General features: G+C 55.0%; 18 protein-coding genes. 11 read left to right on the top strand and 7 right to left on the bottom strand.

The genetic code is table 11. The features are described from left to right. The first annotated feature begins 1 nt into the window (after position 1). The 6 genes from fliO to AABB92_RS03230 all read left to right on the top strand — a co-directional run bounded on the left by fliO (position 2) and on the right by AABB92_RS03230 (position 5,321). The gene (fliO, locus tag AABB92_RS03255) at positions 2-400 is read left to right on the top strand and encodes a flagellar biosynthetic protein FliO (protein ID WP_031377094.1); all 399 of its coding nucleotides are present in this window, start codon (positions 2-4) and stop codon (positions 398-400) included. Then, positions 400-1,131: a flagellar type III secretion system pore protein FliP gene (gene fliP / locus AABB92_RS03250; RefSeq protein WP_046288520.1), complete on the top strand. Its 732-nt coding sequence runs from the start codon at positions 400-402 to the stop codon at positions 1,129-1,131. Before fliO ends, fliP begins: the two co-directional genes overlap by 1 nt. A 24-nt stretch (positions 1,132-1,155) precedes the next feature. After that, the gene (gene fliQ, locus AABB92_RS03245) at positions 1,156-1,425 is read left to right on the top strand and encodes a flagellar biosynthesis protein FliQ (protein ID WP_031377095.1); all 270 of its coding nucleotides are present in this window, start codon (positions 1,156-1,158) and stop codon (positions 1,423-1,425) included. After that, complete coding sequence (fliR, locus tag AABB92_RS03240; RefSeq protein WP_031377096.1) at positions 1,425-2,210, top strand: flagellar biosynthetic protein FliR; 786 nt, start codon at positions 1,425-1,427, stop codon at positions 2,208-2,210. Before fliQ ends, fliR begins: the two co-directional genes overlap by 1 nt. Before the next feature lie 628 nt (positions 2,211-2,838). Then, a complete protein-coding gene (gene rcsA / locus AABB92_RS03235; protein ID WP_031377097.1) occupies positions 2,839-3,474 on the top strand; it encodes a transcriptional regulator RcsA in 636 nt (211 codons plus the stop codon). 140 nt (positions 3,475-3,614) lie between these two features. Beyond that, entirely contained in the window at positions 3,615-5,321 is a 1,707-nt protein-coding gene (locus AABB92_RS03230; RefSeq protein WP_031377098.1) for a methyl-accepting chemotaxis protein, read from the top strand. A 153-nt stretch (positions 5,322-5,474) separates the two neighbouring features. On the opposite strand, the gene dsrB is transcribed toward AABB92_RS03230, so the two are convergent. Together dsrB and AABB92_RS03220 are read right to left on the bottom strand one after the other, a co-directional pair. After that, positions 5,475-5,669: a protein DsrB gene (gene dsrB, locus AABB92_RS03225; protein WP_031377099.1), complete on the bottom strand. Its 195-nt coding sequence runs from the start codon at positions 5,667-5,669 to the stop codon at positions 5,475-5,477. Between the two features lie 63 nt (positions 5,670-5,732). Next, entirely contained in the window at positions 5,733-5,891 is a 159-nt protein-coding gene (locus AABB92_RS03220; protein WP_046288250.1) for a YqaE/Pmp3 family membrane protein, read from the bottom strand. Positions 5,892-6,205: 314 nt separating this feature from the next. Here AABB92_RS03220 and AABB92_RS03215 point away from each other — a divergent pair, with 314 nt between their 5' ends. From AABB92_RS03215 to AABB92_RS03205, 3 genes are all read left to right on the top strand, one after another. Then, the gene (locus tag AABB92_RS03215; RefSeq protein ID WP_031377100.1) at positions 6,206-6,439 is read left to right on the top strand and encodes a DUF2525 domain-containing protein; all 234 of its coding nucleotides are present in this window, start codon (positions 6,206-6,208) and stop codon (positions 6,437-6,439) included. 350 nt (positions 6,440-6,789) lie between these two features. Further along, positions 6,790-7,578: a mannosyl-3-phosphoglycerate phosphatase-related protein gene (locus AABB92_RS03210; RefSeq protein WP_031377101.1), complete on the top strand. Its 789-nt coding sequence runs from the start codon at positions 6,790-6,792 to the stop codon at positions 7,576-7,578. 30 nt (positions 7,579-7,608) lie between these two features. Continuing rightward, positions 7,609-8,829 carry a glycosyltransferase family protein gene (locus AABB92_RS03205; RefSeq protein WP_031377102.1) on the top strand — a complete coding sequence of 407 codons (1,221 nt, stop codon included), beginning with the start codon at positions 7,609-7,611 and terminating at the stop codon, positions 8,827-8,829. Positions 8,830-8,928: 99 nt separating this feature from the next. On the opposite strand, the gene AABB92_RS03200 is transcribed toward AABB92_RS03205, so the two are convergent. The 5 genes from AABB92_RS03200 to AABB92_RS03180 all read right to left on the bottom strand — a co-directional run bounded on the left by AABB92_RS03200 (position 8,929) and on the right by AABB92_RS03180 (position 11,188). Next, the gene (locus AABB92_RS03200) at positions 8,929-9,108 is read right to left on the bottom strand and encodes a YodC family protein (protein ID WP_031377103.1); all 180 of its coding nucleotides are present in this window, start codon (positions 9,106-9,108) and stop codon (positions 8,929-8,931) included. A 179-nt stretch (positions 9,109-9,287) separates the two neighbouring features. Next, positions 9,288-9,419: a hypothetical protein gene (locus AABB92_RS03195; RefSeq protein WP_255352405.1), complete on the bottom strand. Its 132-nt coding sequence runs from the start codon at positions 9,417-9,419 to the stop codon at positions 9,288-9,290. A 32-nt stretch (positions 9,420-9,451) separates the two neighbouring features. After that, on the bottom strand, positions 9,452-10,363 hold the full coding sequence (locus AABB92_RS03190) for a DUF808 domain-containing protein (RefSeq protein ID WP_031377104.1): 912 nt from the start codon (positions 10,361-10,363) through the stop codon (positions 9,452-9,454). Positions 10,364-10,373: 10 nt separating this feature from the next. Continuing rightward, the gene (locus AABB92_RS03185; RefSeq protein ID WP_031377105.1) at positions 10,374-10,649 is read right to left on the bottom strand and encodes a hypothetical protein; all 276 of its coding nucleotides are present in this window, start codon (positions 10,647-10,649) and stop codon (positions 10,374-10,376) included. A 62-nt stretch (positions 10,650-10,711) separates the two neighbouring features. Beyond that, positions 10,712-11,188, bottom strand: a complete 477-nt coding sequence (locus AABB92_RS03180; protein WP_031377106.1) for a very short patch repair endonuclease — start codon at positions 11,186-11,188, stop codon at positions 10,712-10,714. 189 nt (positions 11,189-11,377) lie between these two features. Between AABB92_RS03180 and dcm the strand changes: the two genes are divergently transcribed. Together dcm and AABB92_RS03170 are read left to right on the top strand one after the other, a co-directional pair. Beyond that, entirely contained in the window at positions 11,378-12,760 is a 1,383-nt protein-coding gene (dcm, locus tag AABB92_RS03175; protein WP_031377107.1) for a DNA (cytosine-5-)-methyltransferase, read from the top strand. A gap of 118 nt (positions 12,761-12,878) precedes the next feature. Then, positions 12,879-14,483, top strand: a complete 1,605-nt coding sequence (locus AABB92_RS03170; RefSeq protein WP_031377108.1) for a methyl-accepting chemotaxis protein — start codon at positions 12,879-12,881, stop codon at positions 14,481-14,483. Positions 14,484-14,495 lie beyond the last annotated feature (12 nt).

The raw sequence follows: 14,495 nt of genomic DNA, 5'->3' as shown, positions 1-14,495 counted from the left end.
AATGACTAGCCAGAATCAAAGTCTGCAACCTGCTGCGCCACACGCTCAGCCGATTTCCACCGGCTCAATGGTGGTGCAGGTCAGCAGCATGTTAGCGGTGATTATTTTATTGATTCTGGCCTGCGCCTGGCTGGCACGCCGCTTTGGCTTCGCGCCGAAGAAGGTGAGCGGCCAGGAGCTTAAACTGACCGCCAGCGTGCAGGTCGGCCAGCGTGAGCGGGTGGTGATTGTCGATACCGCCGATGCCCGTCTGGTGCTTGGCGTGACCGCACAGCAGATTACCCATCTGCATACGCTACCGCCGGGTGCGCCGCTGGAGAATACGCCAGCACAGGCTGCCCCACAGGATTTTCGTCAGCTGTTACAGAACCTGGTTAAACGTCCCGGAAAACCCCAATGATGCGTCGACTGCTTCCTTTATTGCCACTGCTGTTGCTGGCACCGGTTGCCCATGCCCAGCTTCCGGGCCTGGTGAGTCATGCGCTGCCAAACGGCGGCCAGAGCTGGTCGCTGCCGGTGCAGACGCTGGTGTTTATCACCGCCCTGACCTTTATTCCGGCGGTGCTGCTGATGATGACCAGCTTTACCCGCATCATCATTGTGTTTGGTTTGCTGCGTAACGCATTGGGTACGCCCTCTGCACCGCCGAACCAGGTTCTGCTGGGGCTGTCGCTGTTTCTGACCTTCTTTATTATGGCGCCGACCTTCGACAAGATTTATCAGGACGCCTACCTGCCGTTCAGCCAGGACAAAATCAGCATGGATGTGGCGATCGAGAAAGGCGCCCAGCCGCTGCGTGAGTTTATGCTGCGTCAGACCCGTGAAGCGGATCTGGCCCTGTTCGCTCGCCTGGCGAATACCGCGCCGATTGCCGGCCCGGAAGCGGTGCCGATGCGCATCCTGCTGCCCGCTTACGTGACCAGCGAGCTGAAGACCGCTTTCCAGATTGGTTTTACCGTGTTTATCCCGTTTCTGATTATTGACCTGGTGGTGGCCAGCGTGCTGATGGCGCTGGGGATGATGATGGTGCCACCGGCGACAATCTCACTGCCGTTTAAGCTGATGCTGTTTGTGCTGGTCGATGGCTGGCAACTGCTGGTCGGCTCACTGGCGCAAAGCTTCTACTCCTGATCCCCCCTATTCCCGGAGCACAACATGACACCCGAATCAGTAATGGTAATGGGCCAGGAAGCGATGCGCGTCGCGCTGATGCTGGCCGCCCCGATGCTGCTGGCCGCGCTGGTCAGTGGATTGCTTATCAGCCTGTTGCAGGCCGCCACTCAGGTCAATGAACAGACCCTGTCGTTCATTCCGAAAATTCTGGCGGTGGCGACCACCGGCATTATTGCCGGCCCGTGGATGCTGAATCTGCTGCTCGACTATATCCGCACCGTCTTTTCCAACCTGCCTTACATCATCGGCTGATGATTACTCTCGACAGCAGCCAGCTGGTACATTGGGTGAGCCAGTTCTTCTGGCCACTGGTGCGTATTCTGGCGCTGCTGGCCTCTGCGCCGCTGCTTAATGAACGATCTATCAGTCACCGGGTCAAAATTGGTCTGGCAGTGATGATCACCTGGCTGTTAATGCCGCTGCTGCCGCCGGTTAACGTGACGCTGTTTTCGCCGGCCGGCTTCTGGCTGCTGATCCAGCAGATGCTGATTGGCATTGCGCTTGGCTTTACCATGCAGTTTGCTTTTGCCGCGGTGCGGACCGCCGGGGAAGTGATTGGCTTACAGATGGGCCTGTCGTTCGCCACCTTTTTTGATCCCGGCAGCCGCCTCAACATGCCGGTACTGGCGCGTTTTTTAGACATGCTGGCGATGTTACTGTTCCTGACCTTCAACGGACACCTGTGGCTGATCTCGTTGCTGGCGGACAGTTTTCATACGTTGCCGATTGGCGGACATCCACTGAATGCCAATGCGTTTATGGCGCTGGTGAAGTCGGGCGGATTAATTTTCCTTAATGGCATGATGTTAGCGCTACCCTTAATCGTTTTGCTCCTCATGCTAAATCTGGTACTAGGTTTGTTAAACCGTGTTTCACCACAGTTATCAATCTTCGCAATTGGCTTCCCGATCACCTTATCAGTAGGCATTTTGACTATCAGTATGCTGATGCCACTGCTCGCCCCGTTCTGTGAGCATTTGTTCGGTGAAGTGTTTGATTTACTCGCCCTGTTCCTGACAGAACTATCCCGTCCCTGAACATTAAGTTTCTAACTATCTTTGCTTACTGATACTTAAGTAACGCAAAACCATCCGTGCATTTTTCAAACCATATTTTCCAGAATGCAACTAAGGAAATTCTGATAAATGTGCTGAGAGTCTGAAAATAATTCTTATTAAACCGGGCTTCGCGTATTTTAGTTGGGCGGTTCACAGCAGCGGTTAGACTGTGAATTTGTTGATAAAAAAGGCAATTCATTGAATTTGAACAAAAAAAATTCTTTAGTGATTTTTCTTGTTAAAAAATGTTTTTTCCGGCATTGTCAACACACGCTGAGACATCACACTTTCGTAAAACAAATGTTTTTAAGATTTGTCCTATCAGAAAACTCCGGGTTTTCAGCGATAGTGACAGCGCTCCCAAAAACAGAGTCTTACTTAACCTCCGGTTTTTCACTGGCATTCCCCGCCATAACCGGAGAATGTGTGACGTCAAAGCAGCACAATATTTTTGCAGAACGGGTCAGGGATGAAGACTTTTACAGGCGTTTGCCTGTTACCACACTGCACGAGCAGAATAAAAAAGTGCCTTAGAAATCTCTCTCGTACCGCAACGCGTAATTCATCGTTGATTTAAACGGATAACAAATTGGTGAGGGTCGCTATTATGCCAACGATTATTATGGATTCCTGCAACTACACACGCCTGGGATTATCGGACTACATGTCTTTTAAAGGAGTTAAGAAGAAAAATATCACTTCTGCCTCCGATATTGAGCAACTACAGCAAAAATGTGAACAATTAAAACCTGGTGTCGTCTTTATTAATGAAGACTGCTTTATTCATGAACCCGACTCCAGCGAACGTATCCGCAGCATTATTACGCAGCACCCTGATACGCTGTTCTTTATATTCATGGCGATAAGCAATATCCATTTTGAGGAATACCTCTACGTTCGTAAGAACCTGATTATTACGTCAAAATCGATAAAGACATCGACTCTGGATTCGTTACTTAGCACCTATTTGCAGAAAAAACTCAATCAGTCTGCGCGTATCTCTTCAGGAATGGATGTTCATCCATTAACGCTGAGCCAGACCGAGTCAAATATGCTGAAGATGTGGATGTCAGGTCATGACACCATTCAGATCTCAGATAAAATGCAAATAAAGGCGAAAACTGTTTCGTCACATAAAGGTAATATTAAACGCAAAATCAAAACCCATAATAAGCAGGTTATTTATCATGTGGTGCGTTTAACTGATAACGTCACGTCGGGTATCTACGTTAACGTAAGATAACGACCCGCAATGAAAACCGGCCAGGATGGCCGGTTTTTTTTTGCCTCAAACTGGGAGCCAGATCTCACTCCTGCCGCTAAGCCTTTCCGCTCTTTTGCCGATGTTAAGCCTTATAACAACAGCCTCAAGAGAGCAAGGATATGAACACTGCATTGGTTAATGATGGACAGAACACCTCGGGTATATGGCAGAACCTCCGCCTTGTCCCGCTGTTTAGCCTGATCTTCGGCGGCATTCTGCTGCTGTTTGCACTCTGTATTGGTGTCGCCAGTTACTTTCTTATTTCAGGTAATCACTCGCTCAGTGACGCCACTGACGAAATTCAGGTGCGGATGGGTATCTCGAACAGTTCAAACCACTTACGTACTGCCCGTCTGACGGTTATTCAGGCCGGCGCCGCGGCGCGTATCGGTGAGATGGATGAGTTTCGCGCTAATCTCGCGTCGGCAGAGAAACGTATTCAGCAGGCTAAAGACGGGTTTAAAGTCTACGCCGACCGCAAGGTGAAGTCGCCCGAGGATGTCGCGCTGGATGCCACGCTGCAGGCACGCTTTAACGACTATATTGAGAAAGGCCTGATACCGATGATTAACGCCGGTAAGCAAGGCAGCTTCGAAGGCATTATCGCGCAGGAAACCGACGTTACCCGCAAACTGGACGCCGACTACAATGCGGTGCTGCTGAAGGCGATCAAAATCCGTACCGACCGCGCCAATGCGATCACCGCCGAAGCCAACCATCAGTCGCGTATTGGCTTTATTGCGATGGCGGTGGCCTTTGGCGCTGCGCTGCTGCTGGTGCTGCTGACCTTTGTCTTCCTGCGTCGGGTGGTGATTAATCCGCTGCGTCAGTCGGTGTCACGCATTGAGCGTATCGCACAGGGCGACCTGACGGCACCACCGCTGCCACATGGTCGCAGCGAAATAGGCACCCTGATCCACAATCTGCAGTTAATGCAGCAGTCGCTGGTAAAAACCGTCGGCACGGTGCGTGAAGGTGCCGTCGCCATTTATCAGGGCTCCAGCGAAATCTCTGCTGGCAATACCGACCTCTCCTCGCGTACTGAACAGCAGGCGGCAGCACTGGAACAGACGGCCGCCAGCATGGAACAGCTCACCGCCACGGTGAAGCAGAACGCCGAAAATGCCCATCACGCCAGCCAGCTGGCCGCCGATGCCTCCGGTAAAGCCCGCAGTGGCGGCGACCTGGTCAGCGGCGTTGTAAAAACCATGACCAACATTTCCGGTAGCTCGAAAAAGATTGCCGAGATCACCAACGTCATCAACAGCATCGCCTTTCAGACCAACATTCTGGCACTGAACGCGGCGGTCGAAGCCGCTCGTGCCGGTGAGCAGGGTCGGGGATTTGCGGTGGTCGCGAGTGAGGTCCGTAATCTGGCACAGCGCAGTGCGCAGGCAGCAAAAGAGATTGAGTCGCTGATTGCCGAGTCGGTCACGCTGATTAAAGATGGTTCGCAGCAGGTCGGCGCTGCCGGTAACACTATGGGCGAGATTGTCGAAGCGGTACGTCGGGTCACCGATATCATGGCAGAGATTGCCGCCGCCTCTGACGAACAGAGCCGTGGGATTCAGCAGGTCAGCCAGGCCGTTACCGAAATGGATAATGTCACCCAGCAGAACGCCTCGCTGGTCGAAGAAGCCTCTGCGGCGGCTGCATCGCTGGAAGATCAGGCCGGTAAACTGACTCAGGCGGTATCGGCTTTCCGCCTGCAGGATACGCCGGTGCTGGCTGGCACCGCCAGCCGCGCCACCGCGCCGGTGAAAACCCCTGCCCTTGCGCCTCGTCCGGCACTGGCAAGCGGTAATGATAACTGGGAAACGTTTTAAGCGCAGTTGGAGTGCAGACAGAGAGTGCCGACAGGGAAGTGCAGAATTAATAGAGCAGTGATGCCGTCGGGTCAGTGACGGCGGTCTGGCTTTGCCTCCTCCCCGCCACGGGGAGGAGGATCGCATCAGCAGTGGCGCGACGTGCCGGCCGGTTTATTCTGTGCTGTAAGGCTCAACAAAAATCCCCTCCGGATGACCATCCTCGTTAAAAAACCAGATGCCTAACGGGTAATCTTCCAGCGCCACCAGAAACATGGTGCCTTCATTAAACGGCTCCATGGCCAGAATAGTTCCGACGCGGCGCGGGCCACCATCGGTTTTAACGCTGACGCGGTCATTCACCTTCATTTCGGTTCTCCTGATTATTTCCTGTTGCACAGTCTAAACGAAGAACCGCAGTGATGCCGAGCGTTAGCGACGGGCAATCACCCATACAGCGTGCACGATACCCGGAATGTAGCCACACAGCGTCAGCAGGATGTTCAGCCAGAAGGCACCACCGAAACCAACCTGCATAAAGACGCCAAGTGGCGGTAACAGGATCGCGATAATAATTCTTAAGATGTCCATAACCATTCCTTTAGGTATTGATAAAAATCAACTTTATCACGAACTATAGCCGATTCTGCTCTCAATGAGCGAAAAGTCAGGTAAATCTGAGTAAGCCTGCGTTTTTTCAATTCCTTAACACTTCGCCGCAAGACTTCTGACGCGCGCCCGCCTTACACTCTCCCTACTGCGCCAACCCCATAGGGGCAGTCAACCTAAAAGTAACAAGGATTTTGCCCGCGCAGCGCGGGCTTTTTTTTGCTGTGATCGCCCCCTCACCTCTTTCTGCACCAGCCACTATACTGATCATTCTGTCCGCGCGCGGGAGTCAGAAAATGACAGGCGAAAAACAGCATACCGAACCGTCTCAGTCAGCGATGAATGTTGATGTTGATCGTTTGCTGGAGGCGTTACAGGCCGGGAATGCCGCTGAGATGCACGAATCTATGGCGCAGCCGCCAGTGGCTGATGAGCGACCAGCACCGCAGCTGTTGCAGCGCGGAACTGAACTGGCCGACGCCTTTGAAATGGATATCTGTGACTGTCGTTCCTGTGAGGCAAACCGCTGAAAACGATTTCAAAAAAAATACCCGGCGGGATGGCCGGGTAAAAATTTCAATTCGTTACACCAGGGAATTCTTAACACCCTTGCAGACTACGCCTTCCCTTTTTTAAGACAAGTCTCTGCTATGCACATTTCTGCAACGAAACGGTGAATAAGGCGGCATATGTTACCGAAAACACCGCAGCAGACAGCGACTTAGCCGCTGCACACTTCATGCATCCCGCCGATCCACAACGTTTCGATTTAAGATTATTCCTGGATTTATCCGGCGGGCGCTTAAGAAAAAAGTGTGAGCCATATTCAACTATAATATTGAAAAATCGCCGCTTTAGCCGTGCTGACAGGAGCTGACCGATGCCCGATCTTCAACAGCCGTTAATGATTATTACCGATCTCGATGGTTCGCTGCTCGACCACCACAGCTATCGCTGGGATGCCGCCACGCCGTGGCTGACCACCCTGAAACAACATGACGTCCCGCTGGTGATCTGTTCCAGCAAAACGGCAGCCGAAATTATCCCGCTACAGAAGAGGCTCGGCATTGCCGGTGCGCCGTTTATTGCGGAAAACGGCGCAGTGGTCCAGAGCGGGGAGCAGCGAACTCATCTGCCCGACAATAGCCTGACCTATGAGGCGATCTGTAGCCGGCTGGCGGCGCTGCAAACGCAGTACCGGTTTACCGGCTTTCATGACTTTACCGATCAGGCGGTCTCATCAATGACCGGCCTGAGTGAAGCGGATGCCGCCCTGTCACGCCAGCGCGATGCTTCTGAAGTGGTGGTCTGGCGCGACAGTGACGAGGCTTTTGACCGTTTCCGCGCCGCGCTGACCGCTGAAGGACTGGCGCTGGCCCAGGGCGGCCGGTTCTGGCACGTCATGCCAGCCGGCAGCGGCAAAGGCGAGGCGGTGCGCTGGCTACTGGCACAACAGTCTGGTTCCGCCTTTACCACTATCGGACTGGGCGACGGGCCTAACGACGCGCCGATGCTGGACGCGGTCGACTACGCCGTCGTGATTAAAGGCTACAGTAAAACACCGGTCACCCTCAGCCGGACCGATCAGCAGCAGGTCTACCATACGGCGCACTATGGCCCTGAAGGCTGGCGTGAAGGGCTGGACTACTTTTTGACTCAACCTCTGTAAGCTGCCCACGGGCATTAAAAGGATGGTGCGATGAGTGATTTTTTTCAGAACGGCGTTATTACCAATTTTCATAATCTCACCCACCGCAGCGTGGAATCACTGGAAAAGGAGATGGTGCGCTTTGCCCGCAAACGCAAGATGGGGCTGATCCTGCCCTCGCTGTTTTCTGAACTGGAAGGACCGGCGCTGACTAAGATTGTCGATGAGCTGGCGAAGGTGCCGTACCTTGATGAGATCGTGATTGGCCTCGATCGCGCTGACCGCGATCAGTTTCTGTTTGCCCGCGAGTTTTTCTCACGCCTGCCGCAGCGGCACCGCATTCTGTGGAATGACGGCCCACGTCTCAAGGCGATTGATGCCGAGCTGGATAAAGAAGGCTTATCGCCTACTAATCCAGGCAAGGGACGCAACGTCTGGTTCTGCACCGGCTATACGCTGGCTTCTGACCGCACCAGCTGCGTCGCGCTGCATGACTGCGATATCGTCACCTATGAGCGCGGCATGCTGGCTCGCCTGCTCTATCCGGTGGCTAATCCGGCGTTTCAGTATGAATTCTGCAAGGGCTTCTATGCCCGCGTCGCCGACGGGAAGCTGAACGGCCGCGTCGGGCGTCTGCTGGTCGGTCCGCTGCTGCGTTCGCTGCAAAAAGTCTATGGCCATTCGGAATACCTCGATTATCTCTCCAGCTTCCGTTATCCACTGTCGGGTGAGTTTGCGATGCGCACGCACGTGCTGAACGGCATCAAAATTCCGGGCGACTGGGGTCTGGAAATTGGCGTGCTTTCAGAGATCTATCGCAACTACACCACCCGTCAGTCCTGTCAGGTGGAAATTGCCGATAACTATGACCACAAGCATCAGCCGCTGGCGGAGGAGGATGGTACCGGCGGGCTGAAACGCATGAGTAGCGACATCGTGCAGTCGCTGCTGCGCAAGCTGGCCACCATGGGCGTGCCGCTGACCAGCGACTCGTTCCGGGTGCTGAAAGCCACCTACTACCGTAATGCGCTGGATATGATGGAGATCTACAACCACGAGGCGGCGATGAACGGGCTGAAGTTTGATCAGCACGTCGAGGAAGCCGCGGTGGAAATGTTTACCCAGTCGATTCTGGAAGCCGGTCAGGCATTTATTGAACGGCCAAACGATAAGCCGTTTATTCCGAGCTGGAGTCGGGTGCAGTCAGCTTTCCCGGATATTCTGCAGCGCATCTATCAGGCGGTAGAAGAGGATAACGACGGCAACGTCTGAGGAGAATCAGGCACAGGGAGTGTGCCGGAAAAGGTAAAGGGAATGCGGTATAGCGGGGCCTGTCAGATCTCGCGACCTACAGGCCTGATCGCAGGCCGCTTAACTGGCAAGCTGTCGGGCGGGATTTGAGGCGCTAAGCTCTTCGCTGCGAAATGCTTCACGACGTACCGCGTAGCCATCATACCAGCGACACTCGACCATTCCGCTGGCGTAGCCGGTCACCACCATCGTCTGTCCGTCTTTCTTGTGCTGAACTTCTTCACTGATTGCAAAAACCATGTTGCGCCCTCCTCATTGACCCTGTGGTTTGATTATTTTCTTTATAGCAGTCAAAAAAGGTTTCTGCCTGTTAAGGCACGCAAATAAGCGGCAAATTCAGAATTAAACAGTTGGATATGTTGAAAATAAAAAAAGCGGATAATAATTATTATCCGCTTTGAATGGGGTTCAGGCTGGAATCAGATTTTGCAGCCTTCGCAATCCGCTTCGTCGCTCAGATCGTCCGGCACTTCGCTGGCCTTTTTCTCTGCTTTCGCTTCAGCCTGCTCAAGTTGCGCGTCGATATCAAATTCAAACATGTCGTCGTTCATCGTCATTCTCCTGACCGTAATTACAGTGCGCTTTATACCGATTTCCCGCGCAGTTTGGCAATAAGGTTCACCACCAACAGCACGATCGACCCAATGATAAAACCGAGCACCAGATTGGCGCCGTTGCTCAGCAGCATGGCGATCCAGCCGCTGAAACCGCTGCTGACTTCTTCAATCAGATGATGCAGCGGCGCAATGCCATGTACCACAATGCCGCCGCCGACCAGGAACATCGCAATGGTGCCAACCACGGACAGAATCTTCATCAGCCACGGTGCCGCTGCCAGCAACACGCTGCCGATGCCCTGAGCGATAGGTGAGGACTTCTCGCGCAGCCAGAAGCCGAGGTCGTCGATTTTAACAATCGCCGCCACAATGCCGTAAACGCCAATGGTGACCAGAATGGCGATGCCCGCCAGAATAATCACCTGATTGAGCAGCGGCGATTCCGACACGATCCCCAGGGTGATGGCCACAATCTCTGCTGACAGAATAAAGTCGGTGCGCACCGCGCCTTTAATCTTCTTCTTTTCAAACTCCGCCGCATCCTGCTTTGCCAGCGACTCGAGGCGCTGCTGACGCGCTTCCGGCGATTTATGCTGCTTGTCGTGTTGCAGACTGTGCATCACTTTTTCCACGCCTTCGTAGCAGAGATAAGCGCCGCCGATCATCAGCAGCGGCGTAATCAGCCACGGTGCGAAAGCGGAAATAATCAGCGCCAGCGGCACCAGGATCAGTTTGTTCAGAAACGATCCTTTGGCGACGCCCCATACCACCGGCAGTTCGCGGTTGGCTTTTACGCCGGTCACCTGCTGGGCATTCAGCGACAGATCGTCACCCAGTACACCAGCGGTTTTTTTCGCCGCCACTTTCCCCATGACGGAAATATCGTCCAGAAGTGTTGCAATATCATCAAGTAAAGTCAGTAAGCTGGTTCCCGCCAAAATCGTATCCTTAGTCTGGTTCGTTATGTTGACAACATGGGCAGCGCTCGATTTCCGTCACCGTCATCTCGGCGATGCCCTCACAATCCCACTCTACCCGCACCGCTTCACCCGCCGCGCCTTCAGCATGTAAATACTTACTGACCGGGCTTTCTGTCATGCCGGTGATCTCTTCCGTGGCGATCAGCCTGTCGCCGAGGTAAACGCGCGCGGTCGCTTTGGTGTTCACCATGCGCTCGTCGCGCAGCTGGTAGAGGCGTTTAACCGTCAGTTTAATGCTGCTCATGTCAGGCTCCTGGCCACGGAGAAAGCGCAGATCTAACCAATTATGTTGCTGATTAGCAAGGCTCACTCTTCGCAATAATGATGAATACCCTGATGGTCAATCTCGGCACTCTGCGTCATTGCCAGCAGCCACTCTTCCAGCCGCTCCAGCAGATCGCCATCCGCCAGCCGCAGTTTGCCGCGCAGGGCGCACTCCCAGATGATCAGGACCTTCCAGCCGCTCTCCTGTAGCTGACGCACATAACGCCGGTCACGTTCGACATTGCTGTTGATCTTGCCGGTCCAGAATTCGGTACGGGTGGCCGGCAGTTTGAAAAGATAGCAGTGATGCCGATGCCAGAAGCAGCCGTGCACAAAAATAATTGCCTGCTGCTCCAGCAGTACAAAATCGGGTCGGCCCGGTAGATTTTTATCCTGTACCCGATAGCTGAATCCGCGATCCTTCAGCAACAGCGCCACACGCTGCTCAATAGCAGTATCCTGCGCGCGAATGGCACGCATATTTTTGCTGCGTGTTTCGCTGGAGTGAACGTCAGCCATAAATTCTCCTTTTTTGCTGGTCCTTCAACTTTAGCCTGCGCCACGAAAAGCGAAAGCAGCAGAGGCTCGCTATCAGATTGCTGCCGTAAAAAATGTCCCTCCGGCCAATCGGTCCGGTGGCACACGCCGCCAATTTCCTCGCTGCGTCAGGAGTGATAGCATAGGCGGCTCACTGTTAAGGAAAAACGCATGCACCCCGCCGCCATTGCTGAACCACTCTCTGCTGCTCTTTCACCGTCTGATGCGTCTCAACTGTTACAGCAAGTGCTCGACATCTATTCGGTCCGGGATGTGACCACCCGACTGCACCAGGCCGGCTTTCTCAACTGGACGCCTGCGTTGCTCAACCGGGTGCGCCAGGGCAAAAGCGCGCTGCCGCCGCTGTGTGACGCTGAACTGGCGCTGCTGCAGGACCTGCTGCCCAGCCGGCCGGCTCATTATGACGCGCCTGAGTTTCGCTTTATCGATCTGTTCGCCGGTATTGGCGGCATTCGTAAAGGCTTTGAGGCTATCGGCGGCAAATGCGTATTCACCAGCGAGTGGAATAAAGAAGCGGTCCGCACCTATAAGGCCAATCACTATAGCGATCCGCTCGAACATCACTTCAACACCGATATCCGCCAGGTAACGCAGCCGGAAGGCCTCAGCGATGACGCCGACATTTACCGTGCGATTGATGCGGCGATCCCCGATCATCAGGTGCTGCTGGCCGGTTTCCCCTGCCAGCCATTTTCGCTGGCTGGCGTCAGCAAGAAAAATGCGCTGGGCCGCGCGCACGGCTTTGAGTGCCAGGTTCAGGGCACGCTCTTTTTCGATGTCGCCCGCATTCTGGCGGCGAAAAAGCCACCGTTCTTCGTGCTCGAAAATGTGAAAAACCTCAAGAGCCACGATAAGGGCCGGACCTTCGCCATTATCATGGAGACGCTGGATGAGCTGGGCTATGAAGTGGCCGATGCCGCCGCCAGCGGCCCGGATGCGAAGGTCATTGATGCGCGCCATTTTCTGCCGCAGCACCGCGAACGCATCGTGCTGGTTGGCATCCGCCGCGATATCAAAGGCTGTCAGGATTTCACCCTGCGCGATATCAAAAAGTTCTTCCCGCCGCAGGTGCCGAGCCTGCAAAGCCTGCTGGAACCGCAGCCAGATGAGAAATATATTCTGTCACCGGTGCTGTGGCGCTATCTCTACCAGTACGCCAAAAAGCACAAGGCTAAAGGCAACGGCTTCGGCTTCGGGCTTAACGATCCGCGTAATCCCGACTGCTGCGTGCGTACTCTGTCGGCACGTTACTACAAGGATGGTTCGGAAATTCTGATCGATCGCGGCTGGGATAGCGCACTGGGCGAAGCAGAGTTTCATCATCCGGCCAATATGGCGCGCCGTCCGCGCCGACTCTCACCGCGCGAGTGCGCCCGCCTGATGGGCTTCGACGTACCGGGCAGTGAACCGTTCCGTATCCCGGTGTCGGACACCCAGGCATATAAGCAATTTGGTAACTCGGTGGTGGTGCCGGTATTTGCGGCGGTCGCTCAGCTTTTGCTGCCCCATATTCGTCAGTTACGCGCTGATTAAGGTGCGCGGTTTCCGTTAAGAAAACCGATTCTGCTGTTCTGCCGTCATCCGGCCGGATTGTCACAAAGATGTCACGTAACCCCTTAATACTGCGCTTTTTCTTATTTCGGGTTGCGTGATGTCACTGCTTACTTTATTGCCGCTGCGCGGTCGTAATCGCCGGTTTTCCCTTACGCTGCCGGGCTGGCTGACCAGCCTGCGTGGCCATTTCATTCTGTTCGTGGTGCTGTTCTGCCTGCTGCAATCGGCCGGTATTGTGCTGCTGACCGCCCAGGTTAGCCAGGCGCAGCGCAGCCTGGCGCAGACCCATGATTTGCGCGAGCGGCTGGCGCTGCTCGATCGCGCCCGCATCGAACTGCTGACCGCCAGTGATGACAGTCATCGGGCGGGAATTTATCTGATGCAGGACCAGCAGAGCGGATCGGTCGACAGCTGGAAAAGCCTGGCGGAGAGTGCGAACGCCTCGCTGAGCGAGGCCGAACGGCTGTTCAGTCGCTACCAGCCTGCGCCTGACAGTGCGCTGCAACAGAGCTTTATTCTGCTGAGCCAGGGACTAACCGAGCAGCTTAAGGGGCTGGCCGCCAGCAGCACCGACGCCTTTTTTATGGTGCCAATGCAAGCCTACCAGCAGCAGTTTAACGATGCCTGGTTCGGCGAGATCAGCCAGGCGAATCGCCAACTGGCCGCCGTCAATCGCAGTTCGCTGGCGAGCTTAACCGGCACCCGCAATGTGTCGCTGCTGGTGACCGGGCTGCTGTCCGGACTGCTGGTGGCGGGCGGCGTGCTGCTGCTGCGCGGGGTGATTACGCCATTGCAGCAGGCCAGTCGCCAGCTCCAGGCTATCGCCACCGGCGATCTGCTGGCGTCTGCCGCCCCACTCCGCAGGCAGTCGCGTGAGACGTTACAGCTGTTCAATGCGATGGATGAGATGCGCCAGGGCCTGCGCCACATCATTCATGAGATTGACGTAGTGGCCGTCAGCGTGGCCGCCGCTGCGGGCGAGATGCAGCACGCTAACCAGCAGGCGCGCAAGCAGCATCAGGCGCAGAATGCCAGCTTCAGTCATCTGTCACAGCGTCTGCATCGGGTCTCTGAAGAGGTGGAGAACAGCACCCGCTTCTCGCTGCAGGCCACCGATCAGGCGCAATCCGCCGACCGCTTAATGCAGCAGTGCGCCGGTCAGGTCGATCAGATGGAAAGTCAGATGCGGCACATCGTGCAGGCTTCGGGTGACATTGCCGGCATAGTCGATTTGCTGGATAGCCTGTCGCTGCAGACCCGCCTGCTGGCCCTGAACGCCGCCATTGAATCGGCGCACGCTGGCATCTATGGCCGCAGCTTCTCGGTGGTGGCAAAAGAGATTGGCTTACTTTCGACCAAAAGCGGTCACTCGACGCGCCAGATTGATCAGCTAATCCAGCATACCCGACACCATGTTGATAGTGGCTTCAGCAAAGTGAAGTCGCTGGAAACGCTGTTCGGGCAGATCGGGCAGGCGGTCAGCGCAGTAGTGACGCGACTGAATGAGCTGCAACACAACGCCAGCGCGCAAAGCGCCCGGGTGTCGCACATTGCTGCCGAGGTGGAGGCGCTCAATCAGCAGTTACAGGCCAGTGAAGGATTAAGTGTGCAGCAGAGCAACGCGGCAGATGCGCTGCACCAGCAGGCCAGCCGGCTGGCGCAGACGGTGCAGCAGTTTCGCCACGGCGGTGAGGCGGGATAAAATAAAAAACCC

It is taken from the genome of Pantoea brenneri (genome assembly GCF_038594305.1).
GTDB lineage: Bacteria > Pseudomonadota > Gammaproteobacteria > Enterobacterales > Enterobacteriaceae > Pantoea > Pantoea brenneri.
The sequence above is the reverse complement of the archived record's forward strand: the minus strand, read 5'-3'. Positions and strand labels throughout refer to the sequence as shown.

Coding starts and splice junctions, on each gene's coding strand:
- fliO (WP_031377094.1), top strand. CDS start 2: ATGACTAGCCAGAATCAAAGTCTGCAACCTGCTGCGCCACACGCTCAG.
- fliP (WP_046288520.1), top strand. CDS start 400: ATGCGTCGACTGCTTCCTTTATTGCCACTGCTGTTGCTGGCACCGGTT.
- fliQ (WP_031377095.1), top strand. CDS start 1,156: ATGACACCCGAATCAGTAATGGTAATGGGCCAGGAAGCGATGCGCGTC.
- fliR (WP_031377096.1), top strand. CDS start 1,425: ATGATTACTCTCGACAGCAGCCAGCTGGTACATTGGGTGAGCCAGTTC.
- rcsA (WP_031377097.1), top strand. CDS start 2,839: ATGCCAACGATTATTATGGATTCCTGCAACTACACACGCCTGGGATTA.
- AABB92_RS03230 (WP_031377098.1), top strand. CDS start 3,615: ATGAACACTGCATTGGTTAATGATGGACAGAACACCTCGGGTATATGG.
- dsrB (WP_031377099.1), bottom strand. CDS start 5,669: ATGAAGGTGAATGACCGCGTCAGCGTTAAAACCGATGGTGGCCCGCGC.
- AABB92_RS03220 (WP_046288250.1), bottom strand. CDS start 5,891: ATGGACATCTTAAGAATTATTATCGCGATCCTGTTACCGCCACTTGGC.
- AABB92_RS03215 (WP_031377100.1), top strand. CDS start 6,206: ATGACAGGCGAAAAACAGCATACCGAACCGTCTCAGTCAGCGATGAAT.
- AABB92_RS03210 (WP_031377101.1), top strand. CDS start 6,790: ATGCCCGATCTTCAACAGCCGTTAATGATTATTACCGATCTCGATGGT.
- AABB92_RS03205 (WP_031377102.1), top strand. CDS start 7,609: ATGAGTGATTTTTTTCAGAACGGCGTTATTACCAATTTTCATAATCTC.
- AABB92_RS03200 (WP_031377103.1), bottom strand. CDS start 9,108: ATGGTTTTTGCAATCAGTGAAGAAGTTCAGCACAAGAAAGACGGACAG.
- AABB92_RS03195 (WP_255352405.1), bottom strand. CDS start 9,419: ATGAACGACGACATGTTTGAATTTGATATCGACGCGCAACTTGAGCAG.
- AABB92_RS03185 (WP_031377105.1), bottom strand. CDS start 10,649: ATGAGCAGCATTAAACTGACGGTTAAACGCCTCTACCAGCTGCGCGAC.
- AABB92_RS03180 (WP_031377106.1), bottom strand. CDS start 11,188: ATGGCTGACGTTCACTCCAGCGAAACACGCAGCAAAAATATGCGTGCC.
- dcm (WP_031377107.1), top strand. CDS start 11,378: ATGCACCCCGCCGCCATTGCTGAACCACTCTCTGCTGCTCTTTCACCG.
- AABB92_RS03170 (WP_031377108.1), top strand. CDS start 12,879: ATGTCACTGCTTACTTTATTGCCGCTGCGCGGTCGTAATCGCCGGTTT.